Source organism: Photobacterium sp. BZF1 (genome assembly GCF_014349205.1).
In the GTDB taxonomy this organism is placed as follows: domain Bacteria; phylum Pseudomonadota; class Gammaproteobacteria; order Enterobacterales; family Vibrionaceae; genus Photobacterium.
In genome coordinates this window covers 1-2,821 of sequence record NZ_JACSOF010000273.1, presented here as the reverse complement: position 1 = coordinate 2,821, position 2,821 = coordinate 1, and the positions used below count along the sequence as shown (strand labels likewise).

At 49.3% G+C, this 2,821-nt stretch carries 3 protein-coding genes; 2 read left to right on the top strand and 1 reads right to left on the bottom strand.

Annotated elements, in window-relative coordinates; translation table 11 throughout:
- Nucleotides 1–183 precede the first annotated feature (183 nt).
- Complete coding sequence (locus tag BIZ37_RS29825; RefSeq protein WP_187464626.1) at nucleotides 184–759, bottom strand: protocatechuate 3,4-dioxygenase; 576 nt, start codon at nucleotides 757–759, stop codon at nucleotides 184–186.
- A 119-nt stretch (nucleotides 760–878) separates the two neighbouring features.
- On the opposite strand from BIZ37_RS29825, the gene BIZ37_RS29820 reads away from it, so the two are divergent.
- Nucleotides 879–1,244 carry a hypothetical protein gene (locus tag BIZ37_RS29820; protein ID WP_187464625.1) on the top strand — a complete coding sequence of 122 codons (366 nt, stop codon included), beginning with the start codon at nucleotides 879–881 and terminating at the stop codon, nucleotides 1,242–1,244.
- A gap of 78 nt (nucleotides 1,245–1,322) precedes the next feature.
- Nucleotides 1,323–2,492: an iron-containing alcohol dehydrogenase gene (locus tag BIZ37_RS29815; protein WP_187464624.1), complete on the top strand. Its 1,170-nt coding sequence runs from the start codon at nucleotides 1,323–1,325 to the stop codon at nucleotides 2,490–2,492.
- The last annotated feature ends 329 nt before the right edge of the window (nucleotides 2,493–2,821 follow it).

Genomic DNA, 2,821 nt, shown 5'->3' with positions numbered 1-2,821 from the left:
TAGGGATTTGAACCCTAGATACGCTATTAACGTATGCCGGTTTTCAAGACCGGTGCTTTCAACCACTCAGCCATCTCTCCGTAAGTGCGGCGTATATTATCGGGCACTCTTAACGTTGTAAATACCCCAAACAACCGACTGCTCACAATACCAGCGATATTCTAATAATTGCGAGTTAAGCACTCAAACCGAAAGAATAAAATCAAATTCTCCAGCCTTATTTCCCTCGTTCCCGACAGGATCAAACTGGAGATGCTGACGCTCCCGCCCTCCCCACCATTCATTGCCGGTTTGCCCTTTGAGATATAACTGCGTCGTCAAAAGTTCTTGGTTGCCACGCCAAAGTTTTACATGGATATGCGGAGGACGCCCGGTATATGGCACTGGAAACAGGGTCCGAAATCGGTATTGGCCGTTACTATCCGTCTCTACCGCGCCAAAGCCTGCAAAGTGGCGGTCAAAGTTCTGATTATTGGGTTGCTGAGGGTGATCATAAACCCCATTGCCATCGCATTGCCAAATTTCCACTTTAACCCCTGTTAGAGGCTCCCCCTTCATATCCTTCACCCGACCAGTCAACTCTATGGGATCGCCGGCTATCCCTTGCTCCTGCAAAATTAAATTCGCCCTAAGCGGGATCGGTACAACTGGATAAAAAGGGCCTTCAGCTTGCGAAGGGGTTGCCACCAACGGTGCCCGCGCCCATAGGGGCTTAGCCAATAATACCGACCATAGTGCTAGAAAGTGCCGCCTCTTCATTCCTATTCTCCCTTTGGTGACGTCACTTATATTGTGGCAGTCACAAGGGAAATTGCTGATAAGATCCCTGTGCATTAACCGCCAACCTGTGCCACGATGTTAAAAAAGCAGGAGTAAAAATGACCCTTTCCCAAGCAAAGTTAGTGATCCCCGCGCACATGCTGCCAGGTGGAGTCGCGCCAAACGCCAACGACTTCGGCTTTGCCCATGTCGAAAAACAGCGCCTTGAGAATCGAGATATCCAACCCTTGACCGAGTATTCTTTCCGCTCACCGTTACCCCACATCGACAAAGCGAACTTGGCGACGGTATTTGACAATGCTGCAGAACATTTTCTCTGGCATCTTGCCAAAGGCACGCCATACCAAATTACCAAGTCATTCAGTAACGGAAGCCAAACTACCAAGAGCTACCATTATGAAAACAATAGGTTAACATCAAAATCATCTCCTTTGGCAGATCTATTAGCCAATAGCCTATTTTGATCCAACTATGAAGCTCATCCCATAAAACATGACAAGTTGTGACTATAATTCAAACAAGTGTTTAAAAGGATGTTTACTATGTTGCTCTACAAAACCGTGGTTGGAATCAATAAACAGCTCAACAAAATCATCACGATTCCTTTCCCCGAATTAGAAATGGGTGCGAATTGCATCACCAAAGCCGGTGAGCTTATGGCCTCAAAAGGCGCTCATAAAGTTCTCATTGTCACCGATGCCATGATCCACTCACTCGGGCTCACTACTGCTTTATGCGATTCCCTAACCACTAAAGGGATTGAGTTTGTCATCTATGACGAAGTAAAACCAAACCCTACCATTGCCAATATCGCTGTGGGTGCTGATGTTTACAAAGAACAACAGTGCAACGCCATAATCGCCATTGGGGGTGGTTCGCCAATAGATTGCGCCAAAGCCATTGGCGCAAAAATAGTGCGAGATAGGCCTGTAAGGCGATTGGCTGGAAAGCTAAAAGTCAGGAAGAAGTTACCCCCTTTTATGGCAATTCCGACGACAGCAGGCACTGGTTCAGAAGCAACCGTCGCAGCGGTTGTGTCAGATCCCAGCGCACGTGAGAAATTTGCTATTGTCGATCCGGCCATACTGCCGGATATGGCCCTGATCGACCCCACTCTCATGGTCGGCCTACCCAAGCCTATTACCGCAGCAACCGGTATGGATGCCCTGACCCACGCTATAGAGTCTTTTATCGGTACCTACCACACACCACTCACGGATAAGTATTCGACCCAAGCTACCGAGAAGATCTTCAAATATCTCACTACAGCCTTTGAAGACGGAAATGATCTGGAAGCCAGGGAGCAAATGGCAATTGCCTCCTATGAGGCAGGCTGCGCTTTCACAAGGGCTTATGTTGGCTATGTCCACGCCTTCGCCCACCAGTTAGGTGGCATGTACAATATTCCCCACGGCCTAGCGAATGCCGTACTGCTGCCTGAAGTACTGAAGCTTCTCAAGCCTTATTGTGAAAAGCGACTTCAACTGCTTGCAGAAGTCATAGGATTGGATACAGCAGAGGCATTCATTCATGCGGTAGCTGACTTGAACAAGAAGCTGGCTATCCCAACCTCATTCCCAGAGCTAAACGCCGATGAGATCCCGTTGATCACCCAGCGTGCCCTTGCTGAAGCCCATGGCACCTACCCGGTACCTGGCTACCTCACCCAACAGCAAGGTGAAGCGTTGTTACGGCGTTTTTTGAAGGGATAGGAGATCGGTGCTGGGTGCTGGGTGCTGGGTGCTGGGTGCTGGGTGCTGGGTGCTGCAGGATTTCGAAAAGCTATTAAGCGTCAAGCGATTTCTTTCCTTTTGCTCTGCCTAGATCCTGGGTCCGCTCTTCCGAGGGCCTTCTTTCCCTAGGCCCTCGTTCCCGCTTTTCCCAGGACCAGGACCTCGCGTTTGCCGAAGGCTAAAACGCGAAAAGGGCTCGCATTTCTGCAAGCCCTTCGAATGTGGCGGAGAGATAGGGATTTGAACCCTAGATACGCTATTAACGTATGCCGGTTTTCAAGACCGGTGCTTTCAACCACTCAGCCATC

Bases quoted from the DNA above. Each gene is read 5' to 3' on its own strand.
- BIZ37_RS29825 (WP_187464626.1), bottom strand. From the start codon at position 759: ATGAAGAGGCGGCACTTTCTAGCACTATGGTCGGTATTATTGGCTAAG.
- BIZ37_RS29820 (WP_187464625.1), top strand. From the start codon at position 879: ATGACCCTTTCCCAAGCAAAGTTAGTGATCCCCGCGCACATGCTGCCA.
- BIZ37_RS29815 (WP_187464624.1), top strand. From the start codon at position 1,323: ATGTTGCTCTACAAAACCGTGGTTGGAATCAATAAACAGCTCAACAAA.